Here is a 16,800-nt window from a genome sequence, read left to right as displayed (position 1 = left end):
CTCCGATCAGCCCGCGGGCCCCGGCGCGGGCTCCGGCTCCGGCACGGGGTCGGGGCCCGGCGGCTTCGGAATGGGGTCCGGCGCGGGTCCCGGCGGCGGCTGCGGAGTGGGCACGGGGCCGGGCAGGGGCCCGGGCGGCCCGGGCGGCGGGGTGGGCGACGGCGGGACGGGGTCGGGGTACGGCGGGCGGGTCATGAAGACCTCCAGCGGTTCGACGTCGTGCGTTCCCAATGTCTCCCGCAGCGCGTGCCCACGCGCGCCGGATCCACGCGTGGGCGTCGCCGACGGCGCTCACCAGAGGGAGGGATCCGCCTTCAGCCGCTGCTCAGCCGCCTCCACCAGCTCGGCCGACGGCACGGGCGCCTCGTCCGGGTGACGCTGGGCCCACTTGGCGGCGTACGGGCACAGCGGCACGACGGGCACGCCCTCCCGCTCTCCCATCGCGTAGAACTCCCGCACCAGGGCGCCCGCGACGCCCTGGCCCTCGTACTCGGGCTCGACCACCGTGTGCACCGCGACGAGCGCGGCCAGAGCGGCGGGCAGGGCGAAGTAGGCGATACGCCCGGCGACCCGGCCGCCCTCGTACGCCTCGAGGAGACCCTTCGCCCGGTCGTCGCGGAAGTCGAGCTCTGCCATAGCGGGTCTCCTTCGAGGGTTCGGACGGGTTCAGACGCCGGCGACGGCGTGCGGGCTGCGCTGTGTACCGCTGCCGGGCACGGCCTCGGAGGCGTCCGAGCCGAGGGCGACGATGCGGTTTTCCGCGTCGACGTGGACGACGCTGGGCACGAGGGTGCGGGCCTCGGCGTCGTCGACCTGCGCATAGCTGATGAGGATCACCAGATCGCCGGGGTGCACGAGATGGGCGGCGGCCCCGTTGATCCCGATGACGCCGGAGCCGCGCTCCCCCTCGATGACATAGGTCTCGAGGCGGGCGCCGTTGGTGATGTCGACGATGTGCACCAGCTCGCCGGGCAGCAGATCGGCGGCTTCCATGAGCTCGGCGTCGACGGTGACGGACCCGACGTAGTGCAGGTCGGCCTGGGTCACGGTGGCGCGGTGGATCTTGGACTTGAACATGGTGCGCAGCATCGGTGGCACTCCCAGTGGTCGGCTCCCTGCCTGCTGATGCAGGTCAAGGGCGGTTTTCACTCTACAGCGGCTCGCTGTTCGGCTGGTCTGCGCCGGCTGTGCCGATGCACGTCCCGGTCCGCACCCCGGTACGCGCGCCGGCCGATCGCCGAGTCTCCTGACGGCGCGCCAAGTGGGTGCGGAGACATCGGCCTTCCGCCCCGCCGTCGCAGCCGACAGGCGGGACAAGAGTACGGAACGCCGGCGCGGACCGCACCGAGAGCCCCGTCACGTCGGGTCGGTGGGGACGGCAGCCGGATTCCGCGAGGGCGAGGAGAGCCAGGAGCACCCGCCCGGGGCGATGCGGGCAGGTCAAGGTCGCACGCACCACCATGCGCCCTCTCCCACCCCGGCGACCCCCTTGCCGACTCGGCCGGGCTCTGCTCGCTCACGGCAGGACCGCGTCCCAGGCACACCGTCCGCATCTTCCGCACCCTCGTGCTCCCGCGCGACGGGGCGCCCTCGGCCGGCAGCGCTCGACGGGCGAAGCGGAGGGCGCGCAATCCCTCGTCAGGGTGACGGGACCCCTCCAGGGTGAATCGAACGCCACATCACATCCCGGGGGGAAGACGGCACTTGCACACCACGCCGTAATCGGACATTCGATCGAAGATTCGTCCGCCCCACGCCGTGACGAGCAGCTGATCAGGCACGTTCTCTGGACACATCCATCGTTCGCCGTCTTGTGAGGAGACACCGTGAACCCCTTGCGCACGCCCGCCGCCGCCCCTCGCGTGTTCGACCGCCCCCCACGCCCCAGCAGTCGGCAGAGCCCTCAAGTTGACGCGCGCGTCACCGCCCCGGCCCGCTGCGGGGGTGGCGCCGCGTGAGGAGGCTCTTCGGGAGAGTACGTATGACCGAGCCCAAGGTCTCGCAAGCGGAGGAGGAGCTGTTCGGGGGCCCGCTCCGGTACGACATGGGCTGGTCCGAACACGAGCGGGCCCGGCTGGACTTGACGATGCTCACAGCGATCCGGGCCCTGCCCCGGCTGGTCCTCGGCACCCTGCGCCGGGCCTGGCGGGCGGACCGGCCGTCGCTGCTGAGCGTGGGGATCAGCGAGATCGGCCAGGGGATCGCCGCGGCGGTGAGCCTGCTCGCCGTCAACGCGGTGATGCACGCGTTACTCGGGACCGGCGCGCCCGTCGACCGGCTGCGCGAGGCGCTGCCCGCCGTGATCACCGTCGCGGCGGTCGCGGTGGCCAACGCCGCGTTCGCGGGCTGGTCGACGTCCCGGGCCGGACGACTGGAGCCGCTCGTCGAGCGGATGGCCACCACCGAGTACCTCGCGGCGGCCACGGCGGTGGAGCTGGAGGCCATCGAGGACCCCGAGTTCCGGCGTCTGATCGATGTGGCGCAGTACGGCGCCGCATCCGCCCGCCGCATGATCAGCGCCTGCGTCGCCGCGCTCAACGGCACGATCGCGCTGGTGGCCACCGCCGGAGTCCTCACCGTCCTGCACCCGACGCTCCTTCCGATGCTGCTGCTCATCGCCGCCCCGCGCGGGTGGGGCGCCATGCGGGTGGCGCAGAAGCGGTACGTGTCGGTGATGACGTGGGTCGAGCACATGCGGGCCAGCCGGCTGATCGGTGATCTCCTCACCGAGCGCACCGCGGCGCAGGAGGTGCGGATCCACGCGGTCGGCTCGTTCCTGCTGGACCGCTACCGCAACATGGCCGAGAGCGCCGAGGCCGAGCAGCGGCGGCTCGCCGACGACAAGGCGATCACCGAGCTGGTGGCCGCCGCCCTGTCGGGCCTCGCCATGGCCTGCACCTACGGGGTGATGCTCTGGCTCATCGTCGCCGGCCACATGGAGCTCGCGGTCGCGGGCACCGCGGTGATCGCCGTGCGGTCGGGCTCGGCCAGCCTGGGCGCGCTGGTGATGAACGTCAACCAGCTGCACGAGGAGAGCCTCTACGTCATGGACCACGAGCGGTTCCTCGCCGAGGCGGCCGAACGCGCCATCCCCCAGGGCGGAGCGAACGTGCCCGACCGTCTGAGCGCGGTCGTCCTCGACAAGGTGGGCTACCGCTACCCCGACCGGGACGAGCCCGCGCTGGACGAGGTGTCCCTGTCGGTGCCGATGGGGTCCGTGATCGCGGTGGTCGGCGAGAACGGCTCGGGCAAGTCGACGCTGATGAAGATCCTGGCCGGGCTGCTGCTCCCGCACAGCGGCAGCGTCCGCTGGGGCGACGCCGACCTGACCGGTCTGGACCGCGCCCAGCTCTTCGAACGGGTCACCCTGCTCACACAGGACTTCGAGCGCTGGCCGGTCACCGCCGCGATGAACATCCGGATCGGACGCCCCCACCACGCCGCCTCCCCCGAGCAGCTGGAGGCGTCGGCCGCCTTCGTCGGCGCCTCGTCCCTCGTCGCGAAGCTGCCGCACGGGCTGAAGACGCTGCTGGCCAGGGTGTTCCGCGGCGCGTCGGAGATCAGCGGCGGGGAGTGGCAGAAGGTCGGCCTGGCCCGCACCCACTGGCGTACGGAGACCTGCCCGGCCGACAGCGTCGTGATCGTGGACGAGCCGACCTCCGCGCTGGACCCGGAGGCGGAGATCGAGGCGTTCGACCGCATCCGCCGGCTGGCCGGCCCGCAACGCGCCGTCGTCCTGGTCACGCACCGGATGTCGGGAGTGCGCTACGCCGACGCCATCTACGTCCTGAACGAGGGCCGCCTGGCCGAACACGGCAGCCACGACGAGCTGATCAGGGCGAACGGCAAGTACGCCGCGATGTTCCACACCCAGGCGGCCCAGTACGCCCCGGCCGCCGGCCCCGGCGTCCCGCGCCCCGCCGCCTCGCCCGACGCGGCGGGAGAGGATGCCCGGCCGCCGCGACGACTGGCGAAGGGGAGTCAGCCCCCGAGCCCGTAGTCGACGCCTCGTCGTCGATTGAGTCCGACGAGTCCGACTCGGCCGCGCGGACATCCCGTCAGACGGCGTGGGCGCCCGGCCGAGTCGGGCCCGAACCACCGTCGGCGGGCGCGGCGGTGCCGAGTGAGGAGACGGCCCGCCTGCCATGCCACGCGCGCAGGCGGGCCGTCCGGGCGGGTCCGCCATGCCCCGAAGCCATGCCCCCAAGCCATGCCCGAAGCGAGGACTCGGCGTGCCGGTGAGGCCCGTCGTCGGCACGCACCGCCTCTTCGTCAGCGTGGGTTGTGCGGCCGGCGGCCCGTGCCTGGACCTGCACTGGTTCGGCACGGTCGTGCTCCGAGACGGGCGGCGACGGCAGCCAGCCCCCACACGGGTGATCCACTGGCCAGAACTGTGCGGTACATTTTGCGCGCCCTTGACCAGCATCACCTTCATCTCATCGACACGGAGACTGGCCCCTCAATGAGCGACATAGTCAACGGACTTGGCCGCGCGGGCGCGTACGGCGCCCTCGGTGTGGTTCTTCTGATCCTCGGCATCGTCCTGGTCGACCTCCTCACCCCCGGCAAGCTCGGCCGCCAGATCTGGGAGGACCGCAACCGCAACGCCGCCCTGCTGCTGAGCTCGGCGCTGCTGGGCATCGGCGGGATCGTCTTCACCTCGATCTGGACGACGTACGAGAACTTCGGCAAGGGCCTGGCGTCGACCGCCGCGTTCGGGCTGCTGGGCCTGGTGATGATGGCCGTGGCGTTCTGGGTGGTGGACCTGGTGACGCCCGGCAAGCTGGGCGCGACCCTGGTCGAGCCCGAGCCGCACCCGGCGGTGTGGGTGACGGCCTCCTGCAATATCGCGGTGTCCGCGATCATCTCGGCGTCCATCGCCTGACGCCGTCGGCCGGCCCGGCCGCCCCGCCGGACCGGCCGTCGCTCACGGCGTGCTCCAGAAGTGGTGCATGGCGTACGAGCTCCACGGCCTCCACTGCGGCGCGCCAGCCGGACTCGCCCCCGCGCGCCGCATTCCGGCCCGCACCGCGACGTCCCCCGTCAGCGCGACGTCCGGGTCGCCGAGGCCGCGCATCCGGATGTAGCCGGCGGTCCAGGGGCCGACGCCGGGCAGGGCGAGCAGCTCCAGCTCGGTCTCGTCCCGGTCGGCGCCGGGGTCGAGCGCGAGCTTTCCGTCGGCGAGCGCTCTCGTGAGGCCGCGCAGGGCGGCGCGGCGGGAGTCGGGCATGCCGAGTTCGTCGAGGCCGGCCTCCGCCAGCGCGTCGGCCTGCGGGAAGAGACGGGTGAGCCCGCCACTCGGCTCGCAGAGCGGCTCGCCGTACGCCGCGACCAGTGCCTCGCCGAGCCGCCGCCCGGCGGCCACCGACACCTGCTGGCCGAGCACGGCGCGTACGGCCAGCTCGTGCGGGTCGGCCGTGCCGGGGGCGCGCAGGCCGGGGCGGGCGGCGACCAGCGGCGCCAAGGCCGGGTCCGCGCCGAGCCGTTCGGCCACCGCGCAGGGATCGGCGTCCAGGTCGAACAGCCTCCGCATCCGCTGTCCCGCGGTCGTCAGATCGCGCAGGTCGCCCAGGTGCAGTCGGCACTCCAGCCATCCCCCGGGGCCCGGCTGCTCGCCGACCTCGGCGATGCCCGTGCCGTTCGGCAGCCGCAGGGTACGCCGGTACAGCCGCGCCCCGCGTTCGCCGACGACCTCCTCGACGCCCTCGATCGCGCGGGCGGCGAGGTAGTCGAAGACCTCGACGGCCGCGTACGGGCCTCGGTAGGCCAGCCGCAGCGGGACTCCGGCGGCGCCGTTCTCGGGGGCGACCGGGCCGAAGCGGGAGGCGCGGCCGGGGCGGGCCGAGCGGAGCTCGCTGGGGGTGGCCGCGTAGATCTCCCGGATGGTGTCGTTGAACTGCCGCACGCTCGCGAAGCCCGCCGCGAACGCGATCTCGGCCGCCTGCATCGCGGTCGTCTGGAGCAGGACGCGCGCGGTGTGGCCGCGCTGCGCCCGGGCGAGGGCGATCGGTCCCGCGCCGAGCTCGGCGTTGAGCTGCCGCTGTACCTGGCGGGCGCTGTAGCCGAGCCGGTCGGCGAGGCCCGAGACGCCCTCGCGGTCCACGACCCCGTCGCCGATGAGCCGCATCGCCCGGCCCACGACGTCGGCGCGGGCGTTCCACTCGGCGGAGCCGGGCACGGCGTCGGGCCGGCAGCGGCGGCAGGCCCGGAAGCCCGCGCCCTGGGCGGCGGCAGCCGTCCGGTAGAAGGCGACGTTCTGGCGCTTGGGGGTGACGGCGGGGCAGCTCGGTCGGCAGTAGATGCCGGTCGTGGAGACGGCGAAGAAGAACACCCCGTCGAACCGGGCGTCCCGGCTGGTCACGGCCTCGTAGCGGCTGTCCTCGATCGTCATGGGGCCAGTATGGGCACGCCAGGGGGCATACGGCTGGCGGAATTCGGACATGAGGCTGGCCCGGGAAAGTCAGGGCCTGCCCGGCGAGGAGGGCCGCCCAGGAGGAGCAGCGGAGCCAGGCTTGGGCCTCGCCGGCGGGCTACTCAGGCAGCCCGTCCTCCCCCGCCGTCGTCGGGGTCTTCGCCGACGGCAGCGCATGCTCCGCCCAGATCGTCTTGCCGGTCGGGGTGTACCGCGTGCCCCACTGCTGGCTCATCTGCGCGATCAGGAACAGCCCGCGCCCGCCCTCGTCGTCGCTGCCCGCGTGGCGCATCCTCGGCGAGGTGTGCCCGGTGTCGGAGACCTCGCAGATCAGCGTCTGGTCGCGGATGAGCCGCATCTGGATGGGCCCGGTGGGGGCGTACCGAATCGCGTTGGTGACGAGCTCGCTGACCACCAGCTCCGTGCTGAACGCGAGGTCGTCCAGGCCCCATTCGACGACCTGGGCGGCGGCCGCGGCGCGTGCCCGGCCGACCACCTCGGGGTTGGCCTCCAGCTCCCACACCGCGACCTGGTGGCCGCCGAGGGTGCGGGTGCGCACGAGGAGCAGCGCGGCGTCGTCGTCCACGGCGGGGGGCCGCAGGGCGGAGACGATCTCGTCGCACAGGTCGTGCAGCGGGCGGCGGTGCCCGGCGAGGACCGAGCGCAGGCCGTCGAGCTCCTCGTCGAGGTCCCGGTCCCGGCTGTGGACCAGGCCGTCGGTGTACAGGGCGAGCAGGCTCCCCGCGGGCAGATACAGCTCGGTGCTCTCGAAGGGCAGTCCGCCCAGGCCGAGCGGCGGGCCGGCGGGGAGGTCGGGGAAGGTGACGTCGCCGGTCGCGGAGTCGGCCACGGCGGGCAGCGGATGGCCGGCGCGCGCCATCCGGCAGAGCCCGGTGACCGGGTCGTACACGGCGTACAGGCAGGTCACGCCCAGGGTCTCGTCGTCGGGACTGTCCTCGCCCTCGATCCGTACGGCCGTCTGATCGTTGCTCTCCTGGCCCACCAGGTCGTCCAGGCGGGCGAGCAGCTCCTCGGGGGCGAGGTCGAGCCGCGCCAGCGCGCGGACGCTGGTGCGCAGCCGGCCCATGGTGGCGGCGGCGCGCAGACCGTGGCCGACCACGTCGCCGACGACCAGGCCGACGCGGGTGCCGGACAGGGCGATGGCGTCGAACCAGTCGCCGCCGACGCCGGCCTTGCTGTCCGCGGGCAGATAGCGGTAGGCGAGGTCGAGCGCGGTCAGCTGCGGCAGGTTCTGGGGCAGCAGGCTGCGCTGGAGCATCAGGGCAGCGGCGTGCTCGCGGGTGAAGCGCCGGGCGTTGTCGATGCACACGGCGCTCCGCGCGGCCAGCTCCTCGGCCACGGCCTGCTCGCCGTCGTCGAAGGGGTCGGGGCGGCGCTCGCGCACGAAGGTGACCAGGCCCATCGTGGTCCCCTCGACGCGCAGCGGCACGACCAGCCGGGAGCGGGCGGGCGGGCCCTCGCGGTCGTCCCGCACGGGCCGGTCGGCGGCGAGGCTGCGCGCCTGGGGCGAGTGGGGCGGGTAGTCGATCCGCCGCCGCTCCTCGGGGCCCGCGCTCCCCGGTCCGCCCCACACCCGGATCATCGGGCTGGCGTGCGCGTTGCCGGGCGGCGGCTTGTCGCCGTCCAGCACCTCCTCGAGCAGATCGACGGTGACCGCGTCGGCGAACTGCGGCACGGCGACCTCGGCGAGCTCCCGCGCGGTGCGGGCCATGTCCAAGGTGGTGCCCACCTGTCCGCCGGCGCGCACCAGCAGGTCGAGGCGCTGCTGTGCGAGATAGCGCTCGGTGATGTCGACGGTCTCCTCGCAGACGCCCAGCGTGACGCCGTCGCCGCCCTCGAGCCGGTAGTAGGAGCAGGACCAGACGTGGTTCCGCTCCGGGTCGACCGGCGGGTGGCCGCTGTAGTGCAGCTCGGTGACGGTCTCGCCGGTGGCCAGCACCTGCCGCATCATCTCCTCGAGGGTGTCGGGGTACTGCGGGGACAGGACCTTGCCGTGGGTCACCATCTCGTCCGGGCCCACGCCGATGTACTGCGTGGGGCCCATCTCCTCGTCCAGCGCGGCGTTCGTCCACACCACCTTCAGGTCCGTGTCGTAGATGGCCAGGCCGACCGGCGAGTGGGTGGCCAGACCGCGCAGCATCGACTGCTGGGCCTCCCACTGATCGGTCTCCTCCGCGTCGGCGACGGCGAGCAGCCGGGCGGGGCCGACGTCCGGCTGGGACAGCTCGCGCAGCGCCGCGGTCACCCGGACGGTCCGCCCGTCCTGGTGGCGCAGGCGCAGCACCGCGGGGTCCGGCCCGCCGTGGCTGAGCAGCTGGTGGTCGTCGGTCAGCGCGGCGATCGGACGGCCGAGGACGTCCTGGGCCCGGTAGCCCAGCAGCCGCTGGGCCGCCGGGCTCCAGCCGACGACCGTCCCGTCAGCGTCCAGTACGGCGGTCGCCGCCCGGGTGACGTCGAGGGGACCGCGGAAGTCGGCGTCCGCTGCCGCCTGCACCCGGCTCATGGGTCCTCCGCCCAGCGGGTGGCGAGCAGCAGCGCGATGTCGTCGGGCCGGTCGGTCTTGCCGGCCTCGCCGATCAGCCGGTCCGCCAGGTCCGCGAGCGAGACCGCGTCGCTGTCGGCGAGCGCGCTGCGCAGCCGCTCCGTCCCGAGGTCGATGTCGACGCCCGGCTGCTCGACCAGTCCGTCGGTGAACATGGCCAGGGTCGCGCCCCGCTCGAGCCGCAGCTCGGTTATGGGGTATGTCTCGTCGGGGTCGACGCCGAGCACGACCCCGCCCGCCAGGTCCAGTACTTCGGTCGTTCCGTCGGGGTGGCGCAGCAGGGGCTGGGGGTGCCCGGCCCGGACGGCTTTCGCCGCGCCGGTCACCGGGTCGAGGCCGATGTAGCAGCAGCTGGCGAACTGGCCTGGATCGAGGTCGATGAGGAGTCGGTTGGTGCCGCCCATCACCGCCCGCGGGTCGTGCCCGGCGAGCGCGAACGCCCTTACGGCGCTGCGTAGTTGGCCCATCGTCGCGGCGGCCGCCACGCCGTGTCCCTGGACGTCTCCGATGACCAGGGCCAGTCCCCGCTCGGCCTCGATGACGTCGTACCAGTCGCCGCCGACCTCCATCCCCTGGGAGCCGGCCAGATACCGGCCCACCGTGTCGAGGTGCTCGTGCACGGGCAGCCGGTGCGGCAGCAGGGCGTCCTGGAGGCCGCGGGCGAGGGCGGCCTCGGTGTCGTACCGCTGTGCTCGCTGGAGGGCCTGGGCGATCAGTCCGGCGAGCGCGGTGAGGACCGTGCGCTCTTCGGGGCTGAAGCCGCGCGGCTGGTCGAAGCCGAGGATGCAGGAGCCGACGGGCCGCCCGGAGGCGATCAGCGGCAGGAAGGCCCGCGCGCCGATGTTGGCGTCCAGCGGGATGCCGGGGTACGCGGCGGCGAGCGACTCCATGGACTCGAAGAACATCGGGCGCCCCGAGGTGAGGCACTCGACGCCGGGCAGCCGCACGTCGAGCGCGACGCCGTCGAAGCGGTTGAGGAAGCCCTGGGGGAAGCCGGTCTCCCAGGCGAGATAGAGGTGTCTCTCGCTGAGCAGGTAGATCGCCAGCTGCCGGCCGCCGAAGGCGGGCAGCAGCTCGTCGGTGACGACGGCGGAGACCTGGCGCGCGGTGACCGCCTCGGTGAGCGCGATGGCCAGGGCGACCGGGCGGTACAGCGCGGAGGCCCGGTCGGCCGGGGAGCCGAGCCCGGCGCCCGGACTGACGACGGAGGCGGGGGTGTAGGAAGGGGGGTCGGCCACCGAGAGCGTGGCGGTGATGCCGTCGTGGCCGGGATACAGGGAGACCGACAGCCAGTCGGAGGAGTTGCGGCGGGCCAGGAAGTGGATGGGGTCGCGGGACAGGAGCGCGGCGCGGTAGTGGTCTTCGTACGCGGGGTGCCCGAACCAGGGCACGACCTCCCACAGGACGCGTCCGGTCATGCGGGTCCTGGCGAGGCCGAGGAGGGTCTCCGCGCTGTGGTTGACGTAGGTGATCCGGCCGAGCCGGTCGATCGACACGACGCCGCGCGGGATCCGGTCGGTCGCCTCGGCGACGATCGGCCCGGTGCCCAGGTCGACGAGGAAGCCGGTCAGATGGCGGGCGGGCCGGCCGGCGTCGGAGTCGGCGTGGGCGCGGCCGGCGAGCTCGAGCAGATGCGGGCGGCCGTCGGGGCCCCGCAGCCGCATTCTGCGCGCCACCGTCCGGCCCGCCTCGGCCGCCTGGCTGGCCACGGCCCACAGTCCGTAGACGTCCTCGGCGGCGAGGCGCTCGGCGAGGGCGTCGAAGGTGCCGGGGAAGGACTCCGCGTCGGTGCCGAGGATGGCGCACAGACCGTCGTCGGCGCTGACGGCGCCGCTGTCCATGTCCCAGTCGAAGTTCCCGATCTGCACGGGCGGAGTGGTGACGGCCGGCAGCTGTACGGAGACCGGCTCGCCGTCCCACTCCACGGCCGTGCCCTCCGCCAGCAGCTCGGCCAGGTGGGCGGCCAGCCGCTGCGCGGCCGTCTCCAGCCGGCGGCGGTCGCTCTGGGCGACCTGCTGGCCGGGGGTGGCCGGGCGCAGCGCCACGAGGACGCCGAACTTCTCGCCGCCGCTGGAGACCGGCTGGTACAGCGAGCCGAAGGGGTACGGAAGCCCGGCCATGAGCTGCGGGAATCGGCGCATGGCCTCCTCGGCGTCGCCGAGGTGGACGGCGCGCCCCGCCGTGTAGGCCTCCGCGATCGGGAACGGGCGGTTCACATGCATGCGCCACCAGGGCCGGAACAGACTCGCGGGCAGCCCGGCGAGGGCGGCGAGCCGCAGCAGGCCCTGTGTGCCGGAGCGCAGGTAGACGGCGCCCGCGAACCCGCCGACGGCCTCGATCGAGTTCACCGCGGCCTGTACGAGCAGCAGGGCCAGTCTGTCGGGCACTCGGCCGTCGCTGTTCTCCATCCCGGGCAGCGCCGCGCTTGGGGTCAGCGAGGTGTGCCCGGTCGCGCCGTACCAGGTCACACAGCAAGGATGCTCCCCAGCGGCGGTCCCGCGCATCTTCGCGCGCTCCCCAGCCGCCCGGCCCTCACCGGGCCGGCTCCCGGCCCCCTCCCTCGGCCCTCCCCCGGCCCGCTCCCGTCCGGGGGTCAGGCCATCTGCCGTCGTACCAGCTCGTGGAGACGGCCGGCGGGGTCGGCGAGCAGCGCCGCGGGCGTGCCCGTCTCCACGACCCGCCCGTCCGCCATGACGATCACGCGGTCGGCGTCCATGACGGTCGTCAGCCGGTGGGCGATCACCACGCGGCTGGCGCTGAGCCGGCGGGTGGACTCGATGACGATCCGCTGCGTCTCGTTGTCGAGCGCGCTGGTGGCCTCGTCGAAGAAGAGGATGCGGGGCCGCCGGACGAGGGCCTGGGCGATCATCAGGCGCTGGCGCTGTCCGCCGGAGATCGCGCCGCCGCCGGAGATCATGGTGTGCAGCCCCATCGGCATCCGTCGGACGTCCTCGGCCAGGCCCGCCATCTCCGCGGCCTCCCACACCTCCTCCTGGGTGAACGGCTCGGCGCCGCAGATGCAGTCCAGGATCGATCCGGTGAGCGGCTGAGCGTTCTGCAGGACGACGCCGCACTGCCGGCGCACGGCGGCCTGGTCGAGGGCTGCCAGGTCCTGCCCGTCGTAGAGCACGCTGCCCGAGGCGGGCCTGTCGAAGCCGATGAGCAGCCGCAGCAGGGTGGACTTGCCGCAGCCGCTGGGCCCGACGATCGCGACGAACTCGCCGGGCTGCACCTGGAGCGAGACGTCGTCAAGGACCAGCGGGCCGTCGTCCGTGTAGCGGAAGGACAGGTTCCTGGCCTCGATCGCGCCGCTCAGCGCGCCGGGCTGGGCGCTCGTCCCGCGGACCTCGGGCGCCTCGTCCAGGACCGGCTTGATCTGCTCGAACATCGGCATCACGGCGGCTGCCGAGACCAGCGCGCCGGTGAGCTGGGTGACCGAGGTCAGCAGCATGGTCACGGCGGTGCTGAAGGTCAGGAAGTCCGCGGCCGACATGCTGCCCCTGGCCGGGCCCGCCAGCAGCATGAACATGATGAGCGAGCAGAGCGGCAGATAGATCGCGTCGAGGACGGTCGTGAGGTTCCTGATGCGCCCCGCGCGCTGCTGGAGTTCGCGGGAGCGGGCGAACTCCCTGGCCCAGGCCGCGTACGCGAAGCTCTCCGCCGCCGCGACCCGCAGCTTGGGCAGCCCGCGAAGGGTCTGGAACGCCTGGTTGTTGAGCTTGTTGCCGAGCTCGACCAGCCGCCGCTGCCAGCGCAGCTGCCACAGTCCCATGCCGAGGAACACGGCGGCGATGACGGTCAGCATGCCGATCGCCGCGAGCGCCAGCGGCACGCTGTACCAGAGCAGCAGGGCGAGGTTCATCGCGCCGACCGTGGTCGCCTGCACGAGCACCGGGCCCGTTCCGGAGAGCACTCTGCGGATGGCGCTGACGCCCATGGCCGCGCTGGCGAGCTCTCCGGTGGAGCGCTCGGCGAAGAACCTCGTCGGCAGCCGCAGCAGCCGGTCCCAGACCGCGGGCTGGAGCGCGCTCTCGATACGGCCTTCCATCCGCAGGATGGTGAGGTTCTGCAGCAGCATGAACGCGGCGCAGACGACGCTGGTGACCATGACGGCCAGGGCCACCTGGACGATGAGGGCGGTCTCGGCGTTCGGCACGTAGACGCCGAGGATCTTTCCGGTCGCGATCGGCACGAGACCGCCGAGGCCGACCGTCACCAGTCCGGCGACCAGCAGATTGCGCACGTCCACACGGGCGCCGCGGAGGCTGAAGAGGAAGAGCCGCCGGGCCGTCATGGGCTTGTCCGGAAGCGGCCGGTAGAACATCACGGCGCGCTCCTCGAACTCCTCGGCGTCGTCCTCGCCGATGCGCATCCGCATGCCCGACACGGGGTTGACCGCCTCGTACCGTCCGCGTCGCCACAACAGCGCGACCGGCGCGCCGGACTTGGCGCGGTGGCCGACCAGCGGGCCGCAGTCCGTGCGCCACCAGCGGCCTTCGAGCCTGACCGCGCGGGTGCGGATCCGGGAGGCGACGGCGATGCGTTCGACCGGGCTGACGCGGTCGTCGGCGGGGGCGCTCTTGGACGGCTCGGTCAAGGTGATGCCGGCGGCCCGTGCGACGCGCTGGCAGACGGCGAAGGCCGCGTCGTCGTCGGCCCGGTCGGCGCCGGCGCGGCCCGCGCGCGGCCTGCCGATCGAGGCCACCAGCGCCTCGTCCGCACGGGCCCGCACGGCCTCGCCCGCCCTGATGCCGGCGGCGGTGCGGTCCTCGTGGGCGCGCTCGAGCCGTTCGATCCAGTGGTCGACGGCGGACAGCAGCCGGTACTGCTGGTTGACCATGCTCTGCCACAGCGCGCCGTCCACCAGCAGATCGCTCGCCGCCTCCGCGCTGAACGACGCGCCGTACTGGACGCTGCCGGACGGGACGGGCATCCAGAGGATGTCGTCGTCCGCCATGGCCTCGCCGGCGGGCCGCCCGTCCAGCGGCGCCTCGAACAGCACGCCGAGACCGCGCCCGATGCCGAGCGCGAAGGCGTGCTCCAGCGGGGTGGGGGGCGTCTCGGCGCCGGGGGCGTACGCGGGGTCGTACGGACCGGCGTGGGGACCGCTGTACGGATTGCCGTACGCGTCGTGTCCGCCATAGCCGCCCGGCCCGCCGTAGCCGCCGTGCCCGCTATAGCTCTCCTGTCCGCCGTGCCCGCCATAGGTGTCGTCCTGCGGCCAGTACAGCTCGCGCAGCTCGATCCGGCGCAGCAGGCAGTCCTGCGAGGGCCTGCCGAGCAGGGTGTGCTGGGGGCCCTGGACCGGCCCGAGCAGCAGCGCGCCCGCCTCCAGCCGGCCCAGGAAGTGCCAGTGCCCGTCCTGCGCGGCGTCCACGGCGAACAGGTCCAGCGCCCCGCCGACGACGAGCCACAGCACCTGCGGGCCCTCCAGCGGCACATGGCGCAGACCGGTGCAGTCGACGGGCGCGCCGAGGCCGCCCAGCGCGTAGGCGACCGGGTCGATCTCGCCCGGTCCTGCGACGGCGGTTCCTGCGACGGCGGTCGGATGGTGTGCGGACGACATGTCAGTGCTCCCTGACCAGCTCGGCGTACGACATGTCAGTGCTCCCTGACCAGCTCGGCGTAAGGCCCGCCGGCCGCGACCAGCTGCTCGTGCCTGCCGCGTTCGACGACCGAGCCATGATCGAGGACGACGATCTCGTCGCTGTCGCGGACCGTGCTCAGCCGGTGCGCGATCACCACGCAGGCGCAGCCGCGCCGCCGCAGGTTGTCGATGATGACCCGCTCGGTCTCCGCGTCGAGGGCGCTGGTCACCTCGTCGAGCACCAGGATGCTCGGCCGCCGCACGAGCGCGCGGGCGATCTCGAGGCGCTGGCGCTGCCCGCCGGAGAAGTTGCGGCCGTCCTGCTCGACCCGGCTGTGGACGCCGTCGGGCCGCCGGGCGATCACGTCGTAGAGCGCGGCGTCCTTCAGCGCGGCGACGACCGCCTCGTCCGGTATCGACGGGTCCCACAGCGCCACGTTGTCGCGGACGGTGCCCTCGAAGAGGAAGACGTCCTGGTCGACGAAGGACACGGACGCGGCGAGAGCGCTGCGGGAGATGTCCTCCAGCCGCTGCCCGTCGATGCGGATGGTCCCCTCCCAGGGGCTGTACAGGCCGGAGATCAGCCGGGAGACGGTGGACTTGCCGCTGCCCGAGCCGCCGACGAGGGCGACCTGGCGGCCGGGGCCGACGGAGAGCGAGAAGCCGGTCAGAAGCGGCTTGTCGAGCGGGCTGTAGCCGAAGGTGATGTTCTCGAGCGTCACATGGCCCTTGAGCCTGCGGGTGCTCGCGTCCGGCTCCCGGCGGGAGTAGAGCGGGTCGACGGGGAAGCTCTCGACGTCCTTGAGACGGGCCACGTCGGCTGCGAAGTCCTGGATCCTGCCCGCCACTCCGTTGAGCCGGGTGATGGGCGCGGTGAAGCGCGCGACCAGCGCCTGGAAGGCCACCAGCAGGCCGATGGAGATATGGCCCTCGACGGCCCGCAGCCCGCCGATCCACAGGATCAGCGCGCTGTTGAGCGTCGCGAGGGCAGGCGCGACGACGGCGAGGGCAGCGCTCGGCACGCCCAGGCGCTGCTGGACCTCCAGCGTGGTGGCGTGCTGGCCGGCCCAGCGCCGGAAGTATCCGGCCTCGCCGCCGGTCGCCTTCATCGTCTCGATGAGCTGAAGGCCGCTGTACGAGGTGTTGGTCAGCCGTGCGCTGTCGGCGCGCAGCTTCTGGGTGTCGGTGGCCCGCAGCCGGATCACGATCCGCATGGCGACGATGTTGAGCAGCGCGATCAGCACGCCGATGACGGTGAGCTGCGGGTCGTACGACCACAGGAGCACGGCGTACAGGATCACGACCACGCCGTCCACGCCCGCGGCGGCGAGGTCGCGCGCGAGGGTCTCGGCGACCGCGTCGTTGGACTGCAGGCGCTGCACCAGGTCGGCGGGGCTGCGCTGGGCGAAGAAGGTGACGGGCAGTCTGAGCAGATGCCGCATGAAGCGGGCGCTGCTCAGCGTGGAGGAGATGATGCGCCCGCGCAGCAGGTTGGCCTGCTGCAGGCCGGTGAGCACGGCGGTGAGCACGACCATGGCGGCCATCGACGCGAACAGCGGGCCGAGCAGGGAGGTCTGCTGCCCGATGAGGAACATGTCGATGTACGTACGGCTGAGCGCGGGCACCGCCGCGCCGACGGCCACGAGCAGCAGGCTGGCGAGCAGCGCGGCCAGCATGGTGGCCGTGGTGCCGCGGAGCCGGGCGGGCACGGAGCGCAGGACGCCGGGGCGGCGGCCGCCGCGGCGGAAGGCGGCGGTGGGCTCGAAGACGAGGGCGACGCCGGTGAAGCTGGTGTCGAAGTCCTCGGCGGGGACGAACCGGCGGCCCTTGTCGGGGTCGTTGACGTGCATCCCGCGTCGGCCCAGCCTGCGGCCCGTGCCGTCGTAGACGACGTAGTGGTTGAACTCCCAGAACAGGATGGCGGGCGGCTGCACCTCGGCGAGCGCGGTCGCCTCCATCTGCATGCCCTTGGCCTGGAGGCCGTAGCTGCGGGCGGCCTTGAGCAGATTGCTGGCGCGCGAGCCGTCGCGGGAGACGCCGCAGGCGATCCGCAGCTCCTCGAGCGGCACATGGCGTCCATGGTGGGCGAGCACCATGGCGAGCGCCGCGGCGCCGCACTCCACGGCCTCCATCTGGAGCACGGTGGGCGTGCGCACCGCCTTGCGCTTCTTGGCCTTCGGGGGGTGCGGGGGCCGGCCGCGCTGGGCGCGTCGCCGGCCGCCGGGTCCGCCGTCCCGC

Annotated in this window: 9 protein-coding genes; 2 read left to right on the top strand and 7 right to left on the bottom strand. The window is 73.5% G+C overall.

Annotated elements, in window-relative coordinates; translation table 11 throughout:
- Positions 1-291 precede the first annotated feature (291 nt).
- Positions 292-636, bottom strand: coding sequence for a GNAT family N-acetyltransferase (locus AB0M39_RS33865; protein ID WP_365370611.1), 345 nt, complete (start codon positions 634-636; stop codon positions 292-294).
- 30 nt (positions 637-666) lie between these two features.
- Entirely contained in the window at positions 667-1,089 is a 423-nt protein-coding gene (gene panD / locus AB0M39_RS33860) for an aspartate 1-decarboxylase (protein WP_365370609.1), read from the bottom strand.
- An 892-nt stretch (positions 1,090-1,981) separates the two neighbouring features.
- On the opposite strand from panD, the gene AB0M39_RS33855 reads away from it, so the two are divergent.
- On the top strand, positions 1,982-4,000 hold the full coding sequence (locus AB0M39_RS33855; RefSeq protein WP_365370607.1) for an ABC transporter ATP-binding protein: 2,019 nt from the start codon (positions 1,982-1,984) through the stop codon (positions 3,998-4,000).
- Positions 4,001-4,462: 462 nt separating this feature from the next.
- On the top strand, positions 4,463-4,885 hold the full coding sequence (locus AB0M39_RS33850; protein ID WP_365370605.1) for a DUF350 domain-containing protein: 423 nt from the start codon (positions 4,463-4,465) through the stop codon (positions 4,883-4,885).
- A gap of 42 nt (positions 4,886-4,927) precedes the next feature.
- Here the strand turns inward: AB0M39_RS33850 and AB0M39_RS33845 are convergent, their stop codons facing one another.
- The 5 genes from AB0M39_RS33845 to AB0M39_RS33825 all read right to left on the bottom strand — a co-directional run bounded on the left by AB0M39_RS33845 (position 4,928) and on the right by AB0M39_RS33825 (position 16,694).
- On the bottom strand, positions 4,928-6,391 hold the full coding sequence (locus AB0M39_RS33845) for an AlkA N-terminal domain-containing protein (protein ID WP_365370603.1): 1,464 nt from the start codon (positions 6,389-6,391) through the stop codon (positions 4,928-4,930).
- Between the two features lie 139 nt (positions 6,392-6,530).
- Positions 6,531-8,936, bottom strand: a complete 2,406-nt coding sequence (locus AB0M39_RS33840) for a SpoIIE family protein phosphatase (protein ID WP_365370601.1) — start codon at positions 8,934-8,936, stop codon at positions 6,531-6,533.
- The gene (locus AB0M39_RS33835; RefSeq protein ID WP_365370599.1) at positions 8,933-11,479 is read right to left on the bottom strand and encodes a SpoIIE family protein phosphatase; all 2,547 of its coding nucleotides are present in this window, start codon (positions 11,477-11,479) and stop codon (positions 8,933-8,935) included. The genes AB0M39_RS33840 and AB0M39_RS33835 overlap by 4 nt, the downstream gene beginning before the upstream one ends.
- A gap of 89 nt (positions 11,480-11,568) precedes the next feature.
- Complete coding sequence (locus AB0M39_RS33830; RefSeq protein WP_365370597.1) at positions 11,569-14,541, bottom strand: NHLP bacteriocin export ABC transporter permease/ATPase subunit; 2,973 nt, start codon at positions 14,539-14,541, stop codon at positions 11,569-11,571.
- Positions 14,542-14,576: 35 nt separating this feature from the next.
- Positions 14,577-16,694, bottom strand: coding sequence for an NHLP family bacteriocin export ABC transporter peptidase/permease/ATPase subunit (locus tag AB0M39_RS33825; protein WP_365370643.1), 2,118 nt, complete (start codon positions 16,692-16,694; stop codon positions 14,577-14,579).
- Positions 16,695-16,800 lie beyond the last annotated feature (106 nt).

The organism is Streptomyces sp. NPDC051907, from assembly GCF_040681075.1.
Classification (GTDB): domain Bacteria; phylum Actinomycetota; class Actinomycetes; order Streptomycetales; family Streptomycetaceae; genus Streptomyces.
Note: the sequence above shows the minus strand (reverse complement) of the source record. Positions and strands in the feature narration are given on the sequence as shown.